Raw genomic sequence first — 25,887 nt, forward strand, 5'->3', positions numbered from 1 at the left:
AATGATGTGATGCAAAGACTGATGCATTTGACGTACGTTGCCGGGAGCCAGACGTGCTGCCATCGGCTCCACGCTCTTGCGCTCAATCGGCAGCATGAGCCCCTTGATGTAGTTCTCGATGGGAATCATGCGATCGGCATGTCCCGCAGATTCTGTCAGGCCGTCCAGATAAATCTGGAGCCGTTCCCCTTGACGCGAGAGATCCAGTTGGCGAACGCTCATTCCTTCAACGTACTGCCCAACAGTTTACGGTGCTTGAATAATAAAATCGAGGAATCTACTTTATAACACAGTAGTACTAGCTAGAGCAAGGAAATGGCGGTGGATGCAGTCTAGAGTGAACCGCTCTCTGTGATTGATTCCCCCACAGCCGGGAAATATACAGGGGTTTTGTTGATTTTGGCTTAGACCCGCCATTGGAGAATCCTTCTAACGCCATGAATTTATGCAGTTATCACGCTTGAACTCAATCAGGGGCTTGCATGAAACAGGGAATTATCACTCAGAGAACAGGGAATTCCCGCCCTGCAGCTTATCGATAGAGGGGGCAGGGCGGAGGTACTCCGCTGTGCCGGAATGCTCCGTCACCTAGGATTCGCCATTCTCGACCACAATTGCCGCGGGTCTGATTCCCTCCGGCGTCATCACGCGGCTTGAGCGAAAAAACTGTACCATGCCTGATATTCCGAACTTGCATGTTAGAAAGGTCAAGTAGGAGGAAACTCCTGAGCGAAGATGCACGCATGACGGTCAACCCACAGCAGGTCATCTCGAATCTGGAAGAGCTTCGCGCACTTACCGGTGACGCGAATGGAGCACAGCGTTTGGCCTGGAGTCCTAGCTGGCTCAAAGCACAGAGATGGTTTGAGACGAAAACGGATGATCTTCCCGTTGAGCGTCATTACGATTCCGCCGGAAACCTGTGGACGACGCTGCATGGCGAATCTCCTCGCGCGCTGTTGCTGGGGAGCCATCTGGACTCGGTGCCTAATGGCGGTTGGCTTGACGGTTGTCTTGGTACGCTGGCGGCGCTCGAAGTGCTGCGTGGAATTTCTGCGGAGTACAAGAACAAGCCGCCCGTCACGGTACGGCTCGTCGACTGGGCTGACGAGGAGGGAGCGCGGTTTGGGCGGAGTCTCTTCGGCTCTTCCGCCTTCGCTGGAACCTACACGATCGCTGCCGACCGCGGACGTATCGACCGTGATGGCACATGCCTTGAAGACGCCCTCAAACAGTGTGGTTTCGATATCGACCGCATTGGTGATGCCCAGAAGGAGCGGGCCAACGCCGCCGCCTATCTGGAACTGCATATCGAGCAGGGGCCCGTTCTCGAGAAGATGGGCCTGCCGCTTGGTGTCGTCCTCGGGACGAAGGGTGTCGAGCGCCACGCCATCACGTTTCTGGGGCAGGAGGCGCACTCGGGCTCAACCCCGATGGCCGTGCGCCGCGATGCGCTGGCAGCGGCCGCGAAGCTCGCGCTCGAAATACGCCCAATCGCCCGCAAGCATGCGGACTCTGTCGCCACGATGGGCAGCGTGAAGACTTTTCCGGGCATCGTCACTGCTGTGGTCGGTCGCTGCGAGGCGACGCTCGATATGCGTGATCTTGATGCGGTTGTGCTCGTGCAGATGTTCGAGGAGGCTGCCGCTGCCAGTGAGCGTTTTGCCGCCGAAGAAAACTGTTCCGTTGAGTGGTCGCGCATCTGGTCGATCGAGCCTATCCCCTTTCACCCGGAATTGATCGAGCTGTGCGACACGGCGATCCGTGAGACTGCCGGAGCCTCGCATCGTCTGCCCTCCGGCCCGCTGCACGACGCGGCCGAGGTGTCGCGTGCCGGTATCCCCACGGTGATGATGTTCACCCAGTCACTCAACGGCCTGAGCCACAACAAGGCCGAGGACACGAAGAAGGAACATCTTGCGCTCGCAGTCGAGGCCTTCGCTCGGCTTGCCGCCAAGACCATGCGTTGGATAGAAGACAGGCTATAGCAGGTGGTGATTCGAGGCGATGAAATCGCTTCACTTTCTACGCCAATGATGCATAATGATCTCTCCTGTAATCGCACAGAGCACTCTCAGGAGGGTTCATAGCGGCAATGTTCCTGGGTCGTACATTCGAGCCATCGCTTTCGCCCACCGCACGCTTATCTGTTGTAACGGTCGCTGTTCCGCCTTGTCGTAGGAGGAGGTTCTTTAGCTTCTGATGAGTGACTCAGCCGTATTTTCGAAACATCGTCCAACCCATCCCGAGATTGCTGCGCGTTTCCCGGACCTGCATCCTCCCTTCGACAAGCAATCTGCGACGGTCGAGTCTAACCGCTGCCTCTACTGCTTCGATGCGCCCTGCACGACCGCCTGTCCTACGCACATCGACGTTCCGGGCTTTATCAAGAAGATCGCGAGCGGCAACCTCGCTGGCTCGGCGAGAACCATTCTCGATGCGAATATTCTTGGCGCCAGCTGCTCGCGCGCCTGTCCCGTGCAGGTGCTTTGCGAGGGTGCTTGCGTGATGCATCGTTACAACAAGCAGCCCATTCAAATAGCGCGCCTGCAGCGCTTCGCGATGGATGCGCTCCACCAGAGCGGAGCAGCGTTGCCCTTCGCCCCAGGACCTGACACCGGGCGCAGCGTGGCGCTCATAGGCGCCGGTCCCGCATCGTTAGCCTGCGCTGCCGAGCTCCGCCGCCGCGGTATCCGCGCCATCATTTACGAAACTCGCCCTCTCCCCGGAGGGCTCAACACCTACGGGGTTGCCGAGTACAAACTGCCGCTCGTCGAGAGCCTCCGCGAGATTGAGATGCTCTCCGGGCTCGGCATCGACTTTCACTTCAACGAGCGCGTGGATCGAGAAATGCTTGTCCATCTTGAGCGCGAGCATGACGCGGTCTTTCTCGGCGTGGGGCTGGGTGCGATTCATCAGCTCGGCATCGCCGGCGACCAGCTCGCCGGAGTCACCAACGCTCTGGACTTTATCGCCGGCTATAAGTCCGGCGCAATCCTCACGGTTCCCCAACGCGTCGCGGTCATCGGAGCAGGGAACACCGCCATCGACGCCGCCAACGCCGCCAGGCGCCTGGGCGCGACAAGCGTCCACATGGTCTATCGCCGCGGCCCGGAGAAGATGTCCGCATTTGCTTTCGAGTACGAACACTCGAAGCAGGAGGGGGTGCAGTTCCTCTGGCATGTGCAACCAATCGGCATCCGCGGTTCGAAGACCGTCGAGGCGCTCAACCTCATCCAGCTCGCTGCCGCAGTCGACGACTCGCTCATCCCGCTGCCTGGCTCCGAGCTCGAGCTCCCCGTCGATCTCGTCATCCTCGCCATCGGGCAGGCGACGCACAGCGCGTTCCTCGCCGAGGCCGGTAGTGCCGCGAAGATCGCGTTCGACGGTGGCCGCATCGTCATCGACCGCGCTACCGGGCAGACGTCGCATCCGAAGTTCTTCGCAGGCGGCGACTGCACTAACGGCGGCCGCGAGGTCGTCGACGCCGTCGCCGACGGCAAGCGTGCGGGCATTGGAATTGCCGCCTGGCTGGAGGTGCAGCATGGCCGCCAATAATTCTGTCGCTAAGCCTAATCTCGAAACAACGTTCTGCGGCATCAAGTGTGCGAACCCCTTCTGGCTCGCCTCCGCGCCGCCGTCCAACTGCGGCGAGCAGGTGATGCGCGCCTTCGACGCAGGTTGGGGAGGAGCGGTCTGGAAGACCATCGGCGAGCCCATCACCAATGTCAGCTCGCGTTACTCCTCTATCGACTGGGATGGCCGCCGCATGATGGGGCTCAACAACATCGAGCTCATCTCCGATCGCCCCATCGAGGTCAACCTCGCCGAGATAGCCGAGGTCAAGCGCCGCTACCCGAACCACGTCGTCATCGCATCACTGATGGTCGAGAGCCGCCGCGAGGCCTGGCACGAGATCGTGCAACGCGCCGAAGACGCGGGCTCCGACGGCCTGGAGTTGAACTTCGGCTGCCCTCATGGCATGAGCGAACGCGGCATGGGCTCGGCCGTCGGCCAGGTGCCCGAATACACCGAGCGCATCACCGGCTGGGCGAAGGAGAAAGCCCGCACGCCCGTCATCGTCAAGCTCACGCCCAATATCACCGACATCCGCGCTGCAGCCCGTGCAGCAAAGCGTGGCGGCGCCGACGCGCTCTCGGCGATCAACACCATCAACTCCATTACAGGCATCGACCTCGACACGCTCCAGCCTCGCCCCAACGTCGACGGTCTTAGCTCGCACGGCGGCTACTGCGGTCCGGCAGTCAAGCCTATCGCGCTCAACATGGTCCACCAGGTCATGTCCGATCCGGGATCGGCGCTTCCACTCTCGGGCATCGGAGGCATCGGCTCCTGGCGTGATGCAGTTGAGTTCCTCCTCCTCGGTTGCGGCACTGTGCAGGTCTGCACCGCGGTGATGCACTACGGCTACCGCGTCGTCGAAGACATGGCCGACGGCATGCTGCAGTGGATGACAGAAAAGGGCTATCGCACCATCGAGGACTTCCGCGGCCTGTCGATCCCGAAGGTCCGGGATTGGAAGGACCTCAATCTCAATTTCAAGATCGTCGCGCGCATTCACGAGAATCTCTGCATCGGCTGCCAACTCTGCTACACCGCCTGCTGGGACGGCGCGCACCAGTGCATCCACCTCGACCGCACCTCGGAGGTGCCGGACACGACGCGTACGCCTGCGATGGTCGCGGCCGAGTCCGCGGGCCGCATCTCCATGACGCCCATCCCCAAGCTTGACCTCAGCGCCGGCGGAAGCAACGCGGTCACGCCGCTCGAGCGTATCCCGCGTGTCGATGAAGAGCACTGCGTCGGCTGCAACCTCTGCTCGCTGGTCTGCCCGGTCGATAACTGCATCACGATGGAGCGCGTCAACACCGGCCTTGCGCCAGAGACTTGGGCCGAGCGTACTGCCGCGGGACGCGCTCCGGCCGTAGAGGTGATGAACACCAACGGCTGACGCGCAACCTTCATCCACCGCAAACTCCGGGAGTCTTATGGGAACACTGATTCAGAACGGAACCGTCGTCAACGCCGATGACCGCAAAAGGGCCGATCTTCTCATCGAAGACGGCAAGATCAGCGAGGTTCGCGCCGGTATTGATCCAGCGAGCCACACTATCGTGGACGCGACTGGTCTGCTCCTGCTCCCCGGTGGTGTCGATGCACATACGCACATGGACATGCCCTTCGGTGGCACCATCTCCGCCGATGACTTCCTCACAGGTACCCGAGCCGCGGCCATTGGAGGTACGACGACCATCGTCGACTTCGCTATTCAGGCACGTGGCACGCGCATGCGTGATGCGTTTGACATCTGGCGCGGCAAGGCCGAGGGCAAGGCATGCATCGACTACGGCCTCCACATGATCGTCACCGACCTCGGCTCCGATGCAGGTAAGCAAGGGCTGCATGACATGGACGACATGGTTCGCGAGGGCGTTGCCAGCTTCAAGCTCTTCATGGCCTACCCCAACGTGCTGATGGTTGACGACGGCACGATCTTCAAGGCACTGCAGCAGACTGCAAAAAACGGGGCGCTGATCTGTATGCACGCCGAGAACGGCTCTGTGATCGACACCATCGTGCAGCAGACGCTAGCCGAAGGGAAGACCGCTCCGATCTACCACGCGCTCACCCGTCCCACGATCGCTGAAGCCGAGGCGGTCAATCGCTGCATTGCTATGGCGGAGATTGCAGGAACGCCGGTCTACATCGTGCATCTTTCAAGCGAAGATGCGCTCAACCAGGTGCGAGAGGCGCGCGACCGCGGCTTACCTGCCTTCGCGGAGACTTGTCCGCAGTACCTTCTGCTCTCGCTGGAGGACCACATGCCCGGCAAGAGTTTTGAGGAGGCCAAGTACGTCTTCACCCCTCCACTGCGCGAGAAGAAGAACCAGCCGAAGCTCTGGGACGGCCTCGTTCACGATCACCTGCAGGTCGTCTCTACCGACCACTGCCCCTTCTGCTTCGCGGATCAAAAGGTGCTCGGCAAAGACGACTTCACCAAGATCCCCAACGGCGGCCCCGGCGTCGAGAACCGCATGCAGGTCATCTATCACCACGGTGTCAACGCCGGAAAGATCACGCTCGAGCGCTTCGTCGAGATCACCTCTACTGCACCGGCGCGCATCTTCGGGATGTATCCGAAGAAGGGCCTGCTAGCGAAGGGATCCGATGCGGACGTCATTCTGTGGGACCCAAACGCCGAACACGTCATCTCCGCCGCGACGCACAATATGCGTGTTGACTACTCCATGTTTGAGGGGTGGAGGGTGAATGGCAACGCGCGCATGGTCTTTTCGCGCGGCGAGCTCATCGTCGACGGCGGCAGGTACATTGGCGTCGAAGGGCGGGGCCAGTATCTGCGCCGGGAGGCCAGAGGAGGAGCATGGCAATGAGCGGCATTGTCCGCGACGTTCCGCGCGATCCTCGCCTCTACAACGAAGATCTCGCTCCCACGCCTCCGGAGCGACGCACTTGGTCTACCTATAACTACATCGCGCTTTGGTTTTCGATGTCGATGGAGGTCACCACCTACATGCTCGCCTCCTCGCTGATCGCCGGCGGCATGAACTGGAAGCAGGCGGTCGGCACCATCCTACTCGGCAACCTCATCGTGCTGCTGCCTATGATTCTCAACGCGCATGCCGGCGCCAAGTACGGTATCCCGTTCCCGGTCTTCGTGCGCGCCTCGTTCGGCACGCGTGGGGCCAACATCCCTGCGATTCTTCGCGCGCTGGTCGCCTGCGGATGGTTCGGCATCCAATCCTGGCTCGGAGGCCAGGCCATCTTCGCGATGCTAAACGTTCTCTGGCCGCAGACGGCAAATCAGCCAGGCGTGCTGTGGGCGTGCTTTCTCGGTTTCTGGCTGCTGAACATGGTCATCGTCTGGCGGGGCGTCGAATCCATCCGCTTCCTGCAGAGTTTTTCGGCGCCTTTCATGCTGATCATGTCGCTCACATTGCTCTTCTGGATGCTGCACAAAGCGGGCGGCTTCGGCCCCATGCTCTCGACATCAAGCCAGTTCCACTCGACCGGAGCCTTCCTGAAGTTCTTCTTTCCGTCATTGACGGCGATGGTCGGGTACTGGGCCACGCTCTCACTTAACATCCCGGACTTCACCCGCTACGCTAAAAATCAGGATGCGCAGATCGTTGGCCAGGCGTTTGGCCTACCGGTGGCGATGACGCTTTACTCGTTCATCGGCATCGCCTGCACGTCGGCCTCGGTGACCATCTTCGGCGAGCCCATCTGGTCGCCCATCACGCTGCTCGGCCGCTTTCATCAGCCCTTCGTCGCGTTCCATGCCTTGATCGCGCTGCTGGTTGCGACGCTGAACGTCAATATCGGCGCCAACGTCGTCTCGCCCTCGAACGATTTCGCCAATCTTGCTCCGCGCTACATCAGCTTCCGGACAGGTGGCCTCATCACCGGCTTTCTCGGATTCGCCATGATGCCATGGAAGCTAATGAGCACCTTTGGCAGCTATATCTTCGGCTGGCTTATCGGCTACTCCGGTCTGCTCGGTCCGGTGGCCGGCATCATGATCGCCGACTACTTCATGCTGCGCCGCACTCGACTTGATACTGACTCGCTCTACCGCCCCGATGGCGTATACAAATACTCAAGTGGCATCAACTTTCGCGCGATCGTTGCCCTTATTGTAGGCGTATTCGTCGCCCTCGTCGGTCTGGCTGTGCCTTCCGTGCGCTTCCTGTATGACTACGCCTGGTTTGTTGGTTTCTTCATCGCGGGGGCCGTCTACCTGGCCCTGATGAAGGTTGCGGCTCCTGTTGTCCTGGCTGAACCGGTCGAATAGCCTCTTCGGCTGACCTTCGGCCAGCGGCAAGTTCGCCGAACAAGGCAGCGCGTGGATATAATCCGCAGTTGCCTGAGAAGCATATCGTCCTCCGCTTTGGGCATAGCGCACGATGCGCTGCGGAGAGTGTGAGGATCAAAGAATTGAGGTTCCCTATGTCATCTACAGCTCTTGCTCCTGAGGTGAAGGTCGCGGACCAGCCGAAGCTTCGTGAGATTACGCACTGGATCGCTGGTGAGAAAGTTTCTGGCACATCCGGCCGGTTTGGCGATGTGTATGATCCGGCGACGGGGAAAGTGCAGGCTCGGGTTCCGCTGGCGAACCGCGAGGAGCTGGAGCGAGCTGTAGCTGCGGCGCAGGCTGCGTTTCCTGGCTGGGCGGCGCAGCCTCCGCTACGGCGGGCGCGGGTCCTGTTCCGGTTCCGCGAGCTGTTTGAGCAGAACATTGAGAGAGTTGCGCAGATACTTACGTCAGAGCACGGCAAGGTCTTCTCGGACGCCAAGGGCGAGGCGATGCGCGGGCTTGAGGTGATCGAGTTCGCCACTGGAATCCCGCAGCTGCTGAAGGGCGAGTTCTCCGAGCAGGTTGGCTCCGATATCGATAGCTGGTCGATGCGGCAGCCGCTGGGAGTGGTGGCGGGCATCACGCCGTTCAACTTTCCGGCGATGGTTCCGACGTGGATGTTCCCAATTGCGCTGGCCTGCGGGAATACATTTGTGCTGAAGCCGAGCGAGCGGGACCCGAGCGCTTCGATTCTGCTGGCTGAGTTGTTGAAGGAGGCCGGGCTTCCAGACGGCGTCTTCAACGTGGTGCACGGCGACAAAGAAGCAGTAGATGGAATTCTCGAGCATCCCGTGATCCAGGCCGTCAGCTTTGTGGGCTCGACGCCGATTGCAGAGTATGTGTACAGCAAGGGCACCTCGCACGGAAAGCGAGTGCAGGCGCTGGGCGGCGCGAAGAATCACATGATCGTGATGCCGGACGCCGATCTGGATCAGGCGGCGGACGCGCTGGTGGGGGCGGCGTATGGCTCGGCGGGCGAGCGCTGCATGGCGATCTCGGTTGCGGTGGCGGTGACGAATGCCACGGCGGACGCCCTGCGCGCGAAGGTGGTTGAGCGCATCGGCAAGCTGTCGGTGGCGCCGGGGATGGAAGAGGGCTCGGAGATGGGGCCGCTGGTAACGAAGGCGCATCTGGAGCGGGTGAGCGGGTATCTCGCGACTGGGACGAGCGAGGGCGCGGAGCTGGTGGTCGATGGCCGTAAGAGCGTGCTGCCAAAGGGAGAGGGGTTCTTCCTGGGGGCCTCGCTGTTCGACCATGTGAAGCCGGAGATGCGTATCTATCAGGAAGAGATCTTCGGGCCGGTGCTGGGACTGGTGCGGGCGCGCGACTTCGAGACGGCGCTGGAGCTGGTGAATGTGCACGAGTACGGTAACGGCACGGCGATCTTTACGCGCGACGGCGATACGGCGCGGGAGTTTGCCCATTCGGTGCAGGCTGGCATGGTTGGCGTGAACGTCCCGATCCCTGTGCCGATGGCCTTCCACAGCTTCGGCGGGTGGAAACGGTCGCTGTTCGGCGATCATGCGATATATGGGCCGGAGGGCGTGCGGTTCTATACACGAGTCAAGACGATCACTGCGCGCTGGCCTACAGGGATTCGGGCTGGGGTTGATATCACGATGCCTACGCTCGGATAGGTGGACTTGATTTTGAACGGAAAGCCCAAAATCTCCAGGGTTTTATTCCTGTGGATCAGCTAGACGTCTTACGTTTTGCGGCCGAATGAGGACGACGAGGTGGACCGCGTCGAGGACTCGTTGAGCCACGATGCTTCTCTGAAGAAGGCCGGGTTTTCCCGATACTCTTCATTTTTTTCTCGTTTTTTATAACAGACGTGATAATGTCTTCGCACAGTAAAGCAACTACATCAGATTTCCCGATTTTTTAGCAGCCGCTCTCTTTCTGTTCCAGTTCTGAAAGCGTCGCCGCTTATCTCGGTAGCCGTCATTAGGTTGGCAAGCATCTTGCTGCCTGGGCCGCGACGTGATCTTATCCGTATCCGCTTTCCCCGCTGCATTTGTTTTGCCTCCGAGATTCGCTAGAGGAGCAACATGACAGCTTTCACCAGAAAACTCTCTTTCCTTGTGATCCTCATTCTTGGGATCGATTTTGCCACCGTCCATGGGCAAGTCCAGGCTACCAATGGAAGTATTCGGGGCGATGTGGTGGACGCGAGTGGAGCAGTCGTTCCCGACACTTCCGTCGAGGCGACGGAGATCGATATCGGTATCGTTCATTTAGCGGTCACTGATGGCTACGGTCACTTCGACTTCCCCTCTCTCCCTCCCGGACGGTACGTAGTGAAGATCTCGAAAACTGGCTTTACGACAACCGTCCAGGAGAACCTCAACCTGACGGTAGGTCGTACGATATCTCTCAAGCTGATCCTGCAGGTGGAACGACGGGGAGCAGTCCCCTCGCACTCTATCTTCAGGATGCACCCACCCAGTCAGGCCAGACGGTTCAACAGGCTGGCTACTCCAATATCAGTAATCATGAACCTGCCGTCTACGCGCAGGATACATGGCAGGTCCTCTCTCGGCTCACTCTGAACTACGGTCTTCGTTGGGAGGCGCAGTTCTTCCCCAACCCTGTTATCCCGCCGGCGAAGACTCTCTACGGCCCCTATCTCTCCAACCCAGCCTTCCCGTCGACCGGCTATCTTCCCAACCAGACCACGCAGTTCCAACCTCGCTTCGGCTTTGCCTATGATGTCTTCGGCAACGGCAAGTCGCTTCTGCGCGGAAGCGCCGGCATCTTTAACGCGAGGCAGAATATGCTGACGCAGGTGGGCCCTATCACGACGAACGGAGTGCAGCAACAGACCATCACGCAGTTCTCGGGATTAGGCAACCCGACCTACCCCAATATTCTTCCTGCCTCCAACTGCCCAACCACAGGCTGCCCCGGTGCGGGTGTCACAGTTTTTGACAAGAACTACCACAACCCCCGCATCTACGGGTTTGACATCGCCTATGAGCAGCAGCTCGCTCAGGACTATGTTGCGTTCGTGGATTTTGCAGATTCGAAGGGCGTGTACCTGACCCGCTTTCTTGACCCAAACATCGGCCCTGCCGTTCTTCCAGGCCAGGTCGTTCCTGAAACCGGCAAAGTTTACTCACCTAACGCCGATACCGTTTGCTACCGCGGCGGTAGTACCAATTCATGTCCCAACGTCTTTGCGCCTGGGCCATTTGCGAACCTTGGCGCCATCACCAATACCAACAGTGGTGCGAAGTCGCTCTACCGCGGCATTACGTTTGGTGTTCGCAAGCGCTTCTCTCATCATTTCCAGTTCGAGGCGCAGTACACCTACTCGCAGGATCGCGACAACGATTCCAACGAGCGCGATCCCTTCACCTTCCGCTACGGCAACTTGTACAACCTCGCAGCGGAGTATTCGCTTTCGGATCGCGATGAGGCCCACAAGTTCAACGCATTCGGACTCGGCGATCTGCCCTTCGGCTTCAAGGGCAACTTCCGCATACAGCAGCACTCTGCACAGCCCCAGACCGACAACGTTCTAGGCACCGGCATCGGGGCGCCCTGCAGCTTCAACAACTCGCGCACACGCTTTGTCAACGGTGTCGATTGCGGCCGCAACCATCTTCGCAAAAACAACGCCTTCTTCGTTCTGGACTTCGGTATTGCCCGGCCCTTCCAGTTCCACGACAGGTACGAGCTCATCCCACGCGTCGAAGTCTTCAACACCTTCAACAACACCAACCGTATCAACCCACTCAGCTCGCCGCCCCTCTTTGACTTCAGCGGCTTTCTCCGTGTTGGAGTCGGCGATCCTCTGCAAGCTCAACTCTCACTTCGTTTCGTTTTCTAGGTTGCACCCAGAATTACTAATACCTGTCGCGAAGTCGCCGAGTCACTCAGTAAAAATCGCAATCCATCCCAGTGTCTCCGCTGCATCCGCTGTTGTAAGTAGCGTTAGGATCTCCGAGCAGTGAGGCATAGATTGGCGGAAGTAGGGTTGTTTGCCAGTATTGCCAGAGACGCTTGGTTACGAAGTAGGCTCGCTGTTCAACGGAGATGTGTGGTCGAGACTTGAAGTGATCATTGCCGATTGGGCTGTTCCAAGAGCAGCCGGGCCAATAAATGAACCGTTCCAGTACACCGCGATGCTACATTAGACTCCGCAGCGTTGTTCTGCCAGGGCGCAGATAAAGTGTCGAAACTCTTAAAAAGATTACTGTTTACTGCGACACTGTTTGCCGGTGCTATGGCAGAAGCACAGCCGGCATCTCACCCAAGGCAGCTCGAATTTCATTCATCCAACTCTTCCCTTGATGAGATATTTCGATGGGCCCGCGGCCAGGCACTTGCTTACGTGGCTCCGTCGTCGAGTTCCATCGGTCCGTGGTACGAGGCTGCTCTGCCAAGCCGCAATGCATTCTGCATGCGAGATGTCTCTCACCAGACAGAGGGCGCTGCTGTGCTAGGGCTCGCGGCGGCAAACCGCAATATGCTTGGACGCTTCGCGGCATCCGTCGATGAAAAACGGGACTGGGCCAGTTATTGGGAGATCGACGGCGAAGGGCACCCCTCCTCTGCGGACTACGTCTCTGATGCCGATTTCTGGTTCAATCTGCCGGCAAACTTCGATGTGTTGGACGCTATTGTCCGTATGTGGCGCTGGACTGGCGATGATATCTATCGCGACGATCCCCGGTTTCGCGAGTTCTTCCGCAGAACGGTCACCGATTATGTCACCGGCTGGCAGCTTCAGCCTGAGAAGATTCTTCATCGTCCACGTATCGCCAACCAGCGCCTGGAGACTGGGCGATTTGTCGATTCGCGGGGCATACCAGGCTATACAGAAGGTCCGAAGGACTTCATATTTGGTGCCGATCTTCTAGCGGCCGAGTACCGTGCCCTTCGTTCATTTCAGGAGATTGCAGTTACACCCCAAGACAAAGCTCTCGCAGCTTCCGCACAGTCGGTGGCGAACAAGATACAGCAGTTGCTTGAGCGCGTCGCGTGGTCGCAAAGCCAACAGCATTATCTTGGCGTTATTCGACAGGATGAGAGCGGCTTTGAGTCCGGAGACGTCATGACACTGTATTTTGGCGCCGCAAAAGATCCCGATCACCTGCGTGGCGCGCTTGACTATATCTCTTCACCGAAGTACTGGCAGAAGATCAATATCGAAGAAGAGAGTTATGCCCCGCTCTTGCTCTTCCGTTATGGGCGGACCGAACCTGCCTACCATATCCTGTTTGATCTTAGCAGACCGGAAAAACCGCGCCGCGAATACCCCGAGGTCTCTTACGCGGTAATCGCGGCTCTTGTTGGCGGAACGATGGGGGTTGCGCCGTCGCGATCTGGCGAGCCCTTTGACGTTCAAACGTTGGCTCAGCTTCCCAGTGCTGGTGATGATGCGTCACTCCAATCGCTTCCTTTCCGCAACAACCTGCTCGACATCAAGCACACGGGATCCTTGAGCAGCAGTCTCAGCAACCTTTCAGGACCGGCATTACGCTGGCAAGCAGTGTTCCGGGGAACAGTGCGCCAGCTCAAGGTGGATGGGAAGGCAGCGCTTGCCAAGCAGGACACCTTGCCGGGCGGAATGGCAGTGAGCCGGGTTACGGCCACTGTACCCCCTGGCGCTACTGTCATCGTCAGCAGGATGGAGGAGTAGGAGAGATGCACCGGTACGCTCGCGCAAACGGATATTGGCGGCGCCTTATGATCCAGCTGTTCGCTTGTTCGGCGACTCTTCAGACTGCTATGATGGCCCCTCGGTGAAAGACAGGACCATCTTGGAACGTACTGATTCTTCAACGAGTATCCAGGGAAACGCTCCCGGTGTCGAGCAATGTGAGGACCAGGTACGCCGGGTGCTCCGGTCCACTACTTTCCGTAATGCTACGACTCTGCAACAGCTCTTAAGTTTTCTTGCCTCCCGTTCGATTGCGGGAACCGCGGAAAACCTTAAGGAATACACGATTGGAGTGGAAGCGCTCGGCCGTAAGAGCGATTTCGATCCCAAGATCGATCCTATCGTCAGGGTGCAAAGCCATCGCTTGAGAGTAAAGCTCAGGGAGTACTACGAAGTCGAAGGAAAGCATGATCCCATCCTGATCCAGATCCCCAAAGGGCATTATCTCCCGACCTTTGAGGTAGTCTCATCGACTCAAACGCGCACGGGGTCAACAGCCTCCGAGATCGTCGCGTCTGATCCGCTGGCAGACGGAGAGGGCGGCGGTCAGCACCAGACGACGAGTCTTCGCTCTTTTGAGAGGGACCGAGGCGCGGCAAAACGATGGACCCGGACGCAAACGATATTGCTTGCAGCCATGTTGGCGGCATTCGCGGTCGCCGGGTTCTGGTTGGGACGCCTGCGCTCGAACAGTCCTTCGGAATCAGCGTTCCCCACCGTGTCCGCTTCGCCTTCGGGTGTTGGGAAGCCCCGTGATTCAGCCGAGTTGTTCTGGTGGAAATTTCTCGATAACGACATATCTCCAGTGATTGGATACCCCGATGCGGTGTTCCTGCTCGACGATTCAAATGATCTGTTCCGCTTCCGACGCGGAGCCAGCGATAACCGCGGCGCAGTCGTCGATCCACATCTCGCGCGTCAGTTTGCATCGAACTCCAAGCTCGTGGGAATGGCTGGCCCCCTCTATTACGAGAATGGCTACACCGGAACAGGAGAGCTGGAATCCGTCGCGATGCTATCCGGGCTTCTGAATCGCATCGGTGCCAAGCCAATCATCAAAGCATCGCGCGATATCACACCCGACGATCTGGACAGGCATAATGTGATTCTTCTAGGGTCGCCCTTTCAAAACATTGCGGTGGCTCAGCTGCTGACGGTGGGAGATTTCTATTTCAGGAACCCCGATGAGCGGCACGAACAGTGGAGAGCTCAGATTATCGATACCCATCCCGCAGCTGGAAATAAGGCCGTCTATACCACCGAGCGAGATGTCTCCACACGCATGCTGACCACTGACTATAGCCTCATCACGATCACCACCGGAGTAACGCAGGGGCGGCACATCGCATTTCTTGGGGGCCTGGACACCAAAGGGACTCAGGGAGCGACCATGTTTGCCACTTCAGTGTCCGGAATCGAGCAGATCGAAAAGGCACTGGCTGCACCTGCCTCAACCAATCACGAAAATCCCACTGCTTTTCAAGCACTGGTGCGAGTCAAATTGGCCAAAGGCTATCAGGTTTTAGGTGCAGAGTTGGTCGCGGTGCGACCTCTCGTGCCAGCAAACGCTTCGCAGGTCAAAGACAACTCCGCACCATCAAGTCACTGAGCTCGCAAGTTCCGGCGAATCGGGTAACCGGCCCTTCATTCGTTGTTCTGGACTCAGAGCTCATTCTTACGATCCCCTTTTGCCGTCTCTGTTTCAGCCCAAATGCCCTCAAAACGTGATGTTACACCAGTTGTAACGTGGCTGAAACACTCCTTCAATCGAGGGAGAAACATATACGTGTCAGCAATTTGTATCCCTTGCGTAACTAGGCATCCGTTGATGCTCTTCAGTAGGGTTGCGAGCGCTGAAGGAACCACGAAGGCTACCCACCTGTATGTCGATCGTTCGGAGAAGACAGGTTGCATAGGGTGCCCAATAGGAAACCATTACCGGAGGAGGCTGATTTATGCGCAACACATTTCAAGGCAATGGAACCACTGTCCCCGAGTGGTCGACCACTTTGATACAGACGACAAAGGCTGTTCTTTTCATCTGTCTGCTCATTGCGATTCCCGTTGCGATGGCTCAAGGTGTCAGCGGGCGCATTGTCGGTACGGTTGTGGACGCAACGGGTGCGGTTATCCCCAATGCCAGCGTGACGATCTCGAATCAGGACACAGGCGCCATCATCAAAGTGGCGACCAACGGCAGCGGCCAGTACCGAGCCGACACCCTTCGTCCAGGCAACTACCAGCTCAAAATCGCTTCTCCCGGCCTGCAGACGATCGTCTCAAACGGCAATGTGGTCACGGTGGACAATGCGACGGTCGTGGATATAACGATGAGGGTCGGCTCCACCAGCGATACCGTGGTCGTCTCTTCCGCAAGTCCGCTGATTGATACAACGAGCTCCTCGCTGGGCGAGGCTCTGTATGCCCAAGAGATCACCAGCCTTCCGCTAAACGGACGTGTCTTCTCGCAACTGGTTCAAACCGTTCCTGGATCGGTGGCGGCAGGATTTGGCAGCGCGCCGGAGGCGGCTGCCGGAGCCGGAAGCTCGGGTTCGATCACAGCCAGCGTCAACGGAATGCCATGGGGAGGAACCACCTACACGTTGGACGGCGTGAACAATATGGAGCTGCTGAACGCCTTTATCAATGTCACTCCGCCGCTCGATGCCATCCAGGAGATGAAGATCTCAACCAACAACGCCGACATCACCGTAGGAACCTATGGAGGAGCGCAGGTAAACGCCTTTATCAAATCTGGTACCAACGCATTCCACGGCTCGGCGTATGAGTTCTTCCGCGACGATGCCTTAAGCGCATATAAGTGGAGGGCCACCTCAAAGGCACCCTATCGAGCCAATCAGTTCGGCGGCTCGATTGGTGGTCCCATCATTCGCAACAAGGCATTCTTCTTTGCTGACTACCAGGGACTCCTGCTGCGCAATGGTATTAGCTACATTCTGACGGTTCCCACGGACCTGATGAAACAGGGAACCTTCCTCAAGAGCCAGTTCCCAGCCGCGATCTATGACCCAACAACCAGAGCTCCCTTCGCCACAGTCACCACACCGCAGGGTGATGCCTGGCTGATCCCCCGGTCGCGGTTCGACAAGGTATCGGCCAACATGGTCAATGGCACCACGATCTGGCCGACGGCGACCAACCAGAACGCAATCAGCAACAATTACAACGCCAACACCGTTGAACCGGACAACAACCACCAATTTGACGTGAAGGGCGATTACCAGTTCGGCCCAAGCGATCGTATCTTCGTGCGCGAATCCTACCAGCGTCGCGATTTGACGGCGCCCTCACCCGGAACACCCTTCGTGCAGATCGGCGACGTGAATGCAACCACGCGCGACCACAATGCTGCCATCGGCTACAGCCACACTTTCTCGGCCAGCATGGTCAACGAGCTGCGGCTCGGCTTCAACCGCTTCTATACCCTGGACTTCGGCAATGACCACGGAACCAACCAGAACACCGCAGTCGGTATCCCGAACGGCAACGATGCCGCCTTCGGCGCTACCGGATTCGGCAACTTCTCCATCGGCAACATCGTCCAGACTGGCTCGCAGGGATGGACCAACTCCCACCGCATCAGCAACTCCTACCAGCTGACGGACAATCTCACCAAGGTGTGGGGTTCGCATACCTTTACCTTTGGGGAAGACTTTCGTCGGTTGCAGGCCTCGCTTACAAATTCCGATGCCAACAAAAACGGCGATTTCACTTATATCTCCGACTACACCAGCAGCTGCACCATGCAGCCCAACTGTTCCAATCCCGCAGGAGGCAATCAGTTCGCAAGCTTCCTGCTTGGAATGCCGTCAAGCACCGATCGCGGATATGTTGCCACAGAGCCAGCGACACGTGCGACCCTGCTCGGTGTCTATGTGCAGGATCAGTACCGTATCCGAAGAAATCTGACCTTGAATCTGGCGCTTCGCTGGGACCTGATCACTGCTGCCATCGACAAGAACAATAAACAGTCCAACTTCAACCTGACTACGGGCATGCTTGAGTTCGCGACCGACGGAAACCGCGCGCCGAACGTCAACAACTACTATGGCGGCTACTCTCCGCGAGTCGGTTTCGCGTACACGCCAAGCGGAAACAATACGACCGTCAGCGGCGCATTTGGTGTCACGCACTTTCCAGGAAATTTCGGCGCCATGGGCGGGTTCCTCGAGCGTAACTTTCCGTTCTTCGAGGTCTTCACCTCTCCCGCGCAGCAGCGGAACATTCCACTTCCGTCCATCAGCGCAACCGGCCTTCCTCAATATGTACCGACGCCGATCACCGCGCCTGTCCAGCCCGCGCCCGGCGTTGGCGTCTCTCTTATGGCCAAGAACATGCAGCCTGACGTGGCGTATGCGTGGAACCTCGGTGTGCAGCAGAGGCTCACTAACTCAGCCTCTTTCAGCATCACCTACGTGGGAACCCGCGGCGTTCACCTGTTCCGCCGGTACAACATCAACACGCCTCCGCCAGGAAACACGCCTTTCAACTCCCGGTTACCTTACAAGTATTTCAATAGCCAGGGCCAGCAGTACGCGACCAACATGGGATATGCAACGGCCGACGGCGGCTCCATTTACCACGGTCTCCAGACCGAATTCAAGATGAACCTTATGCACGGTCTGACTGGCCGGGTGAACTACACCTGGTCGAAGGAGATCGACGACATGAACGTGTGGTGGCCTCTTGATGACCGCTACAACCGAGGCGAAGGCACCAATCAGGCCCCGAACATCCCCCAGAACTTTATCGCCAGTCTTGTCTACAAGCTTCCCTTCGGCCGTGGCGAGCGCTGGATGGCGGGCGCATCGCGGCCTGCGCAAATCCTGGTAGGGGGATGGCAGCTGAGCACCTTCACCAGGCTGCAATCGGGCACGCCGCTAACGTTCAACGCCGCATTCGACAACCTGGGCAGCGGCGTAACCAACCGCGCCAATGTGACCTGTTCCTCGGTAAGGACCTTCGGCTCCGTGTCGAAGTGGTTCGATCCAAGTTGCTTCACAACGCCCGGACCCCTGCAGCTGGGCAACTCCGGGTCGGGGAAGGTGCATGGTCCGGGCTTCTACAACGCGGACGTATCGCTCTCGAAGACCGAGACGATTCATGAACAGGTGAAGATCACCGTCCAGGCCGATGCCTTCAACGTGTCTAACACCCCGCACTACTCCAATCCGGATACTAATCTCTCGCACGCAAACTTCGGACAGATCAGCGGAGCCAATGGCATCCCGAGGCAGTTCCAGCTGGGAGCCCATCTCACCTTCTAACTCCCGACCAGCAGCAAGCGCAACGCATCGTGACGAACGATGAGCAGAAGCGCTTGCTGCTCCATACTCTTAACCATTGCCTTCGCGATGCCGAAGCGACGTGCCCTACGGAAAGGAAACTCACACTATGGTGGACAGAAGGAGCTTTCTGACAGGAGCCGCGGCCACGTTGATGACGGGCCGCAACGCGCTCGGAGCACCTCAGCGCAGGTCAGAACGGAAAGACAACCTGATACCGACACAGCCAGGAAAGGCTCCGAACTACTGGTGCACGTGGGCTGCGCAGAACTATATGTACGGTCACCACCTGCCGGCGCTGGACCCTTCTATCCTCGAAGGAGACTCAGGCGCTGCACTGGCACGCGATGCAATCAGCGAGCATCAGTTGTTCGGCGCTGATGGATGGGCGAGATCCTTTTATCCGCAGGTTCGAAGCGACGTTTACCTGCTACTCGATGACGGATGGGAGACTGGCGGAACGTCCACTTTCGAACTGGATCCGAAGAAATTTCCATCTTTCTCCGGAACGCCTGTGGAGCGGCTGGCTACCTTAAACCGCAAGGCTCGCGAGGAGCAATGGCGCGGTATAGCCCTGTGGTGCCGCAATCCTCCCGGCGGAGAGGCGGACAGGCGCCTCGAAGACTGGAGCGCAAAGGCAGATATCGGCTATTGGAAGATCGACATTGGCGATCCATCCTTTCGTCTGACTGCGCTGCGTGACCAGATACGCCTTCCATTGACGTTGGAGCACGTACATGGCGAGTTGCCTGTGAACGGAGACTGGCGCAAGGATGGCAGGTTCGGCTCGCAGGCCTGGGGCTCGCGCCGTCTGGAGATTCTCGCTCACACCGACGTCTACCGCACCTATGACGTCACCTCGATCCTCTCGCTGCCCACAACTCTCGATCGAGTCGCAGAGATGCTAAAAGGGGCAGAGGGTCATCCTGAGGTATCTGGCCTGCTCAACGTGGAAGATGAAGTGTACGTCGCCGCCGTTCTTGGCTGCACGATGGGCATCCTTCGTCATCCGCTTGAGGGTCTGCGCCCCGGAGCGGACACAGACCTCTTCTTTAATGGTCCGCGGCGGGCAAAGCGGCGCATGGATGAAGTAGTTCGCGCCTTGAGATGGCAGCGACTGGCGCAACCCTTCTCGCCCGGGTCAGGAACAGTTAAGGCTAGCGAGGATGTTCTGACTGACAGCTGGCGCTTCGAGCGCGGGCAGACATGGCAGAACGACCTCATCGGACCAACCGTCCGGCAGGGCGCACCCGCATGCATCACGCGGAATCTTGATCTCCCTTACGTGCAGAGCGCGGGAGAAAAACCCTTCGTCTTTGCAGCACGTTTTCCTAATGGAGCGGTAGCAATCGGCGCGCAACAGCGCACTGCACCATCCCGAGCCTGGTACATGCCGGAAGCTCACATCACGCTACAGGTCGGCAATGCGCCAGGGCCGTTCGGCATCTTTGGCGATATCTCAAGCCTTACCCTCGTCTTCGACAGGCCGATAGGCAAACAGCGTGTCCAGGTCCAGGACCTCGCGGGAGATCGGGTCGAGGACATTACAACCCAGATCAGCCGAGGCGAAAGAAGGTTGCACCTCTCACGATCCCTGATACGAAAGGTTGGACTTTCCGCCGCGACGCCGGGAGACCTGTCGAGCCCTGGTTTGGTTCTTGCGCTCGAAGATAGCAACTTTTGATGGTAACGTTGCGGACGTGACGGAGCAGGCTTCACATGATTCTATCCATCTTATGACACATTTTCGCGAATCGGCCGGAGGAAGGACCGAACCGCCGATGCATGCCAAATTGCCGGGAGAGGGATTCATATCGCTTCGTAACCGACTGTTTCACAACGAGATATAAAATAGAGCGATAACAATACCCCTGAAAATACCCCCTGCGGTGATATGTTGTCTCGACCAAGGCCGCCCCGCTCTCCGCAGTGCGCTCGTTGTTGCCTTGATCACTTGGCCCGCGTGGTGGTTGCTCGGGTTCCGGTAACTCATGAAGATCTTCCCGCTGGCCTTCGGTAGTTCGCGCCAAGTACATTGTGCATAGGAAACCAGAGGAGGGCCGCTGGCTCTGGGACAAAGACATCTGGAACATGAACTGAGCCGTTGAGTCTAGCGATATAATCCACACCCATACTATGCCGCTGACCCCAGGCACCAGACTCGGCCCGTACGAGATCCTCGCACCGGTCGGTACTGGTGGGATGGGAGAGGTGTATCGCGCGCGGGACACGCGCCTCGGCCGCGATGTTGCTGTCAAAATTCTTTCCACTCATCTTTCGTCCGATCCTGATCTGAAATGGCGCTTTGAGCGCGAAGCGCGAGCCGTCTCTTTGCTCACACATCCGAATATTTGCTGCCTGTACGACATCGGTTCCCATGACGGAATCGATTTCATCGTCATGGAGTATTTGGAGGGCGAAACCCTCGCTGACCGGCTGGCAACTGGTCTGCTCCCCTTGCAGCAGGTCCTGAAGATAGGCGTGGAGATTGCCGATGCTCTCGACAAAGCTCACCGTCAGGGCATCATCCATAGGGATTTTAAGTCTTCCAATATCATGCTCCCCAAATCTGGCGCGAAGCTGATGGACTTCGGATTGGCCAAGCTGGCCACCGCGACGATCAGTGCCGTCCCTGAGGCTTCCTCGCAGACTTCCTGTCTGGCAACGATGAGTGTGACAGCTGCCCGCGCCTGGCGTCCCAGTCACTGAGCGCGGCACAATCCTGGGAACGCTCCTCTATATGGCTCCGGAAACGATTCAAGGCCAGCCCGCCGACGTTCGCAGTGACATCTTCAGCTTTGGGTGCGTGCTGTACGAGATGGTATCGGGCAGGCTACCGTTTGTCGGTGAAACGAGGCTGAACATCGTGGCTGCCATTCTGGAGAAAGATCCGCAGCCTATGTCCAGTTTGCAACCTCTCACTCCAGCTGCGCTCGAACACCTAGTGCTTCGCTGTCTCATGAAAGACCCTGAGGAGCGCTGGCAAACCTCGCGAGATTTGTCGAGAGAGCTGAAGTGGATCTCTGAAGGAGTGCGCCTCACGCAAGCGTCTGAACCCGCGCCGCGTCCTCGGGGAAAACTGGGGCAAAGACTGGCGTGGGGAGTGGCGGCTCTGTGTATCGCCATGTTGGCGTGGCTCGGCGTTAGCCATTGGCGCAGCATACCGCTGGCGGAGAGCCGGCATCTTCACCTTTCATTACTTCCACCGCCCTCTACTTCGTTCGTTCCCTACAATTTCGCCATCTCGCCCGACGGCCGGCGACTCGCCTTCGTGGCTGCTGCACAGGATGGCGGCACCGCTTTGTGGATCCGGTCCCTTGCCGCTGGAACTGCGCAGCAATTGACTGGCACCGAGGGCGCCGCGTTCCCCTTCTGGTCACCGGATAGTTGTCAGGTGGGCTTCTTCCAGGCGTCCAAGCTGAAGAGCGTTGATTCAAGTAGCGGCGCCGTCCAGATTCTATGCGACGCACTCGGTGGCTTTGGCGGGGCATGGAACGATCGAGGCACGATCATCTTCGCTGGATCTACTTGGCCCAGCGTCGTCGTCTCGGTAATTTTTAAGGTATCAGCCTCGGGTGGTGAACCGAAGCTCGTCAGCAAGGGCAACGCGCCGAGTTCCTCGATGTTTTGGCCGTCCGCTCTTCCGGGTGGAGATCACTTTCTATATTTCCTTCTCGGGAGCTCGAAGCCCGCTCAGAAGCAGGGAATCTATGTTGGGTCTCTAAGTACGCAGGAAAGCAAATTGATCTCTTCCGAGATCGTCGGCAACACACAGTTCGCGTCCTCGCGGCTCTACTACGTGCGTGACCGCAGCCTTATGGCGCAGCCGTTCGATCTCAAACGGCTGCAGCTCACGGGTCAGCCGGAAGCTGTCTCGCGACAGGAACTGGAAGAGGCCTCGGCCTTTTCCCGCGCCGGATTCTCCGTCTCGGATAACGGCGTGGTGGTCTTCCAGTCGGCAACCGAAAGCGTTTCCCGGCTCTCCTGGTTTGACCGTTCCGGTAAGGAACTGGAAGAACTTCCCAGGACCGGCTATCGCGATCCTGCTCTCTCTCGCGATGGCGCTCTGCTCGCAGTCGCCTCCGACGAAAATCAAAACGGCAAGCACTACATCCATATTTACGATTTCGCCAGAGGTACAAGCACCCGTGTCTCAGATGAAGGAACAGAAGTATTTCCGGTCCTCTCGCCTGACGGCAAAAGGGTGGCTTATGTAGTCAATGATGCCAGGACGTCTCAGTACATCGACATTGCGGCTACCGATGGTTCCGGAAAATTGGAGCGAGTGGCGGCGTCCGATTTTCTGATTCCCAACCACTGGTCCGCGGATGGGCGTTTTCTCATTTACATGAATTTTCAGAACGGTGCGCCGGAGCTGGAGGTTCTTGACCTCCGTAACCATTCGCAGACAGCCTTCGGACCGGGTGCGGAAGCCCAGTTTTCTCCGGATGGGAAATGGATCGCTTTCATCGGCCCGGGTTCGACCAGTGATCAGGAGGTTGAGGTGTATGTGGCGCCTGTCCACGGCCCAGGCAGGCGAATCCAGATCTCCAACCACGGCGGCGCACAACCGCGCTGGAGCGCGGATGGAAAAGAACTTTTCTATATCACCAAGGACAAAAAGCTGATGGCTGTACCGGTGGACACGTCGCGTGACGAGCCGGTGGCGGGCGTTCCTCACCTCCTTTTCCAGACGCGAATTATCGCATCGCGTGCTGTCCTGTTCCAATATGCAGTCTCACCCGACGGCAAGCGCTTCCTGATCAACTCGACGCCATCTGTCGGAGCCGCCCCGCTGACGGTACTGATGAACTGATCTCAATCCCGATTCCGCGCTTCGGTTCTTCACGCTCGCGAATTTAGTCCTACCGAAGAAACTACGCACGCCGAAAACATAAATAAGGCGGCATCAGGCCGTTGCTTCGGCGGCCCGCACCATCTCGACAAGGACTTTGCGGGTCTCGTCGGCGCTTCGGACTTCGCGGAGGAAGTTGATGCGGGTACCCTTCATGCCATCCGTAGTCTTCAGACGGAGGTGAAATCCGAGGCGATCCACTGAGGTCATTGCGGCCTCAGTGGCTTCGAGGCCGTTATGCACTTTAGCCAGCAAAATCATCGCCGGAACGTGGTCCGCGTTCATGTGCTCGAGAATCCTGGGAGCCGCAGCCGCCAAGGGATCTACCTTAGCTGCTTTGTAATCCTCGGCAGCAACCCAACCCATCACACCAAAGCCGCCCACGTAATAGATATCGATAGGCTCGAGGCAATAGAAGCTAAAGTCGTCGAAATCGACCCAAGAACGGCTGTTCTCGTATCGGGCGACGTAGAGTTCGCGAACCTCGGAGGTCTGTGAGTCTGGCACTGGCAGCACATCGCCGACTAGTGTGGCGCGGGCCGAGCCGAGTGGGTCTCCATCGGCGGCTTGTCCGACAAAGAGACTTGCGCGAGGATCTCCTTGCAGGTTTTGAGTATGCATTGCCATGGAACTGATCAGGAAGATTGGCCGTCCTTGAGGATCGACCGCATAGGGCATCAGTGAGCCGAATGGATAGCCGGAGCGTTTGCGCGAAACAGTAGAGAGGGTGGCAATCGTGTTGGTGGCAACGAGGGTGCGGACTCGCTCGGCGTGGGTCGGTTCAGGAAGCTGTGGTGCGCCGGCCTCAGTATATGCATGCTTGCGGGTTGGATTGCTCTCGGATGTAGACATCGCCTGGACGCTCCTAAGACAATGTTAAGAGGAATGTTCCGCTGTCGCATTCTCCGAGGGCGGTAGGGCTGGTTGTGGGTGCGACATTGTAGTCCCACGGCGGTAGGGGGAAGTCATCGACCTGGCTGATGTGGAAGGCCTCGGGGATTTTCTGCTTATCGGAGCGTCGGTAGTAGCGGCCGCAGATCCCACACCTCCTGATACAAACCATACCAGCCTAAACTCTGTGGGCTGCACGAATGTCTATTCGGAAACAAGGCGAGGTGATGCCCACCAATCAAGGCCGAAGGGAGAGGCAGAGGTGCGCGGAACATTCGCCCAAATCTGGAGTTTCCCTCCCTCCTCCACGATCGACCAGATCACCCTAGGCGTAAATCCGTCTCCCGACACTTTGCCAGCCGTCAGATTACCGCGCGCCGTAGGTTGTTCGTCGATGAAGCATAGCGATTAGCAGGGGACCAGTGAACACTAGGCGTGGTTCTGATCAGCACCAATCAATAAAGTCCCGAAATTGCGTGATCGTTGCCGGCTAGCGATGCGAACGTTACCGTCTGAATGTGAACGCCATGCGTTGGCATGCGCCACAGACAAGACTATGACCTTAGGCCGCCGCTCCTTCGAAAGGGAGTATTTTTCCGCCCCGTTGTGCTAATTCAAGGAAGTCTGTCCAGTCCTGCATCATCTTGGCGCGGGCTTTCAAGTGGAGCGCGTGGTTGTATGCAGCGCTCACGGCATTTCGTGGAGCGTGTGCGAGCTGCAATTCAATGTGCTCGTGGGCATATCCCTGTTCGTGCAGGATCGTGGATGCTAAGCCTCGGAATCCGTGGCCGGTCATCTCACCTTTGTAGCCCATACGTTCCAGGCACTTGAGTATGGTGTTGTTGCTCATATGTTGTTTGGCGTTGCGGTCGCCGGGGAAGACCCATTCGCTGTTCCCGCTAAGCTCGCGCAGCATGCCAAGGACTTCCAGCGTCTGTGTCGCCAGCGGCACGATATGCGGGGTGCGCATCTTCATTCGTTCAGCGGGGATGTCCCAACGCGCGGCCGGCAGGTCGAACTCTTCCCATCTTGCCCCGATCAGCTCACCCGTTCGTACGAAAGTCAGCGCCATAAGCTTCATAGCGAGTCGCGTGACATGTGCCCCGGGATAGACCTCGATCTGGTTCAACAACCTCGGCAGGTCTTTGGCATCCACCCGTGCGTAGTTGGTTTTTCGCGTAGCCTTCAAGATGTCGCCGGGGCGGATGTCGGCCCACGCCAACATACCCCCCTAATGTACCCCCGCGCAACAGTAGCTTCTGCGAAA

15 protein-coding genes and 2 pseudogenes are annotated in these 25,887 nt (G+C 58.3%); 14 read left to right on the forward strand and 3 right to left on the reverse strand.

Translation table 11 applies throughout. The features are described from left to right. Positions 1-144 (reverse strand): annotated as a pseudogene (locus Q363_RS17035) (transposase); the annotation flags it as partial. 599 nt (positions 145-743) lie between these two features. Between Q363_RS17035 and Q363_RS17040 the strand changes: the two are divergent. From Q363_RS17040 to Q363_RS36220, 14 genes and pseudogenes are all read left to right on the forward strand, one after another. Continuing rightward, positions 744-1,988: a hydantoinase/carbamoylase family amidase gene (locus tag Q363_RS17040; protein ID WP_035352417.1), complete on the forward strand. Its 1,245-nt coding sequence runs from the start codon at positions 744-746 to the stop codon at positions 1,986-1,988. Positions 1,989-2,202: 214 nt separating this feature from the next. Continuing rightward, a complete protein-coding gene (locus tag Q363_RS17045; protein WP_035352419.1) occupies positions 2,203-3,558 on the forward strand; it encodes an NAD(P)-dependent oxidoreductase in 1,356 nt (451 codons plus the stop codon). Then, entirely contained in the window at positions 3,545-4,972 is a 1,428-nt protein-coding gene (preA, locus tag Q363_RS17050; RefSeq protein ID WP_035352421.1) for an NAD-dependent dihydropyrimidine dehydrogenase subunit PreA, read from the forward strand. Before Q363_RS17045 ends, preA begins: the two co-directional genes overlap by 14 nt. Before the next feature lie 37 nt (positions 4,973-5,009). Then, positions 5,010-6,413 (forward strand): dihydropyrimidinase, encoded by a 1,404-nt coding sequence (hydA, locus tag Q363_RS17055; RefSeq protein WP_035352423.1) that lies wholly within the window; start codon positions 5,010-5,012, stop codon positions 6,411-6,413. Further along, positions 6,410-7,834 carry an NCS1 family nucleobase:cation symporter-1 gene (locus tag Q363_RS17060; protein WP_035352426.1) on the forward strand — a complete coding sequence of 475 codons (1,425 nt, stop codon included), beginning with the start codon at positions 6,410-6,412 and terminating at the stop codon, positions 7,832-7,834. The genes hydA and Q363_RS17060 overlap by 4 nt, the downstream gene beginning before the upstream one ends. A gap of 155 nt (positions 7,835-7,989) precedes the next feature. Then, entirely contained in the window at positions 7,990-9,534 is a 1,545-nt protein-coding gene (locus Q363_RS17065; protein ID WP_051978898.1) for a CoA-acylating methylmalonate-semialdehyde dehydrogenase, read from the forward strand. 414 nt (positions 9,535-9,948) lie between these two features. Then, positions 9,949-10,227: pseudogene (locus Q363_RS47480) on the forward strand (carboxypeptidase-like regulatory domain-containing protein); the annotation flags it as partial. A gap of 41 nt (positions 10,228-10,268) precedes the next feature. Next, positions 10,269-11,732 carry an outer membrane beta-barrel protein gene (locus tag Q363_RS17070; protein WP_483782896.1) on the forward strand — a complete coding sequence of 488 codons (1,464 nt, stop codon included), beginning with the start codon at positions 10,269-10,271 and terminating at the stop codon, positions 11,730-11,732. A gap of 639 nt (positions 11,733-12,371) precedes the next feature. Continuing rightward, a complete protein-coding gene (locus Q363_RS17075; protein WP_211256217.1) occupies positions 12,372-13,547 on the forward strand; it encodes a hypothetical protein in 1,176 nt (391 codons plus the stop codon). A gap of 313 nt (positions 13,548-13,860) precedes the next feature. After that, positions 13,861-15,177 carry a hypothetical protein gene (locus Q363_RS17080; protein WP_035352430.1) on the forward strand — a complete coding sequence of 439 codons (1,317 nt, stop codon included), beginning with the start codon at positions 13,861-13,863 and terminating at the stop codon, positions 15,175-15,177. Positions 15,178-15,523: 346 nt separating this feature from the next. Continuing rightward, the gene (locus Q363_RS17085) at positions 15,524-18,856 is read left to right on the forward strand and encodes an outer membrane beta-barrel protein (RefSeq protein WP_035352433.1); all 3,333 of its coding nucleotides are present in this window, start codon (positions 15,524-15,526) and stop codon (positions 18,854-18,856) included. A gap of 127 nt (positions 18,857-18,983) precedes the next feature. Next, positions 18,984-20,558: a hypothetical protein gene (locus Q363_RS17090; protein WP_035352434.1), complete on the forward strand. Its 1,575-nt coding sequence runs from the start codon at positions 18,984-18,986 to the stop codon at positions 20,556-20,558. 452 nt (positions 20,559-21,010) lie between these two features. Further along, a complete protein-coding gene (locus Q363_RS45505; protein ID WP_051978899.1) occupies positions 21,011-21,583 on the forward strand; it encodes a serine/threonine-protein kinase in 573 nt (190 codons plus the stop codon). Between the two features lie 13 nt (positions 21,584-21,596). Further along, a complete protein-coding gene (locus Q363_RS36220; RefSeq protein WP_281176013.1) occupies positions 21,597-23,690 on the forward strand; it encodes a protein kinase domain-containing protein in 2,094 nt (697 codons plus the stop codon). A gap of 93 nt (positions 23,691-23,783) precedes the next feature. Here the strand turns inward: Q363_RS36220 and Q363_RS17100 are convergent, their stop codons facing one another. Then, on the reverse strand, positions 23,784-24,581 hold the full coding sequence (locus Q363_RS17100; protein WP_035352436.1) for a HugZ family pyridoxamine 5'-phosphate oxidase: 798 nt from the start codon (positions 24,579-24,581) through the stop codon (positions 23,784-23,786). Between the two features lie 601 nt (positions 24,582-25,182). Next, positions 25,183-25,845, reverse strand: a complete 663-nt coding sequence (locus tag Q363_RS17105; protein WP_084080458.1) for a tyrosine-type recombinase/integrase — start codon at positions 25,843-25,845, stop codon at positions 25,183-25,185. Between the last annotated feature and the right edge of the window lie 42 nt (positions 25,846-25,887).

This window comes from Edaphobacter aggregans DSM 19364, assembly GCF_000745965.1.
GTDB lineage: Bacteria > Acidobacteriota > Terriglobia > Terriglobales > Acidobacteriaceae > Edaphobacter > Edaphobacter aggregans.